The 401-nt window shown below is 60.9% G+C and carries 2 protein-coding genes; both read left to right on the top strand.

Translation table 11 applies throughout. The features are described from left to right. Positions 1-249 (top strand): transposase (locus AC1DF3_RS37180; protein ID WP_478142839.1); only part of this gene is annotated, 249 nt, incomplete at its 5' end. Between the two features lie 22 nt (positions 250-271). Next, a partial coding sequence (locus tag AC1DF3_RS37175) for a transposase (protein ID WP_478142840.1) occupies positions 272-401 on the top strand: 130 nt, incomplete at its 3' end.

Below are 401 nucleotides of genomic sequence, written 5' to 3'. Positions count from 1 at the left end.
ATCGAGCGCCACGGCTACATCCCTCACGTCGTTRGTCGACGCACCGAAGCTGACATCAAGCAGCGCGATCCGAACAAGAAGGCACGGCGCTGGGTCGTCGAGGTCTGCCATAGCTGGTTCAACCGCTTCCGCAAGCTGCTCGTGCGCTACGAGAAACTCGAGCGCAGCTTCGTCGCCCTYAACCACCTTGCCGCTGCCATCATTGCCTTCCGCAAGGTACCTACCGACGTCAACATAATTTACGGATAAGTTCTAAGTTAGCTGGACATCTATGGACGTCAATCCGAAGCAACGCCGCCGGCACAGCGCGGCGTTCAAGGCGCAGGTTCTGGCCGCCTGCGCCGAACCCGGCGCTTCCGTCGCGGCGGTCGCGCTGTCGTTTGGGCTGAACGACAACCTCG

Source organism: Variovorax sp. 10N432 (assembly GCF_056394465.1).
The sequence above is the reverse complement of the archived record's forward strand: the minus strand, read 5'-3'. Positions and strand labels throughout refer to the sequence as shown.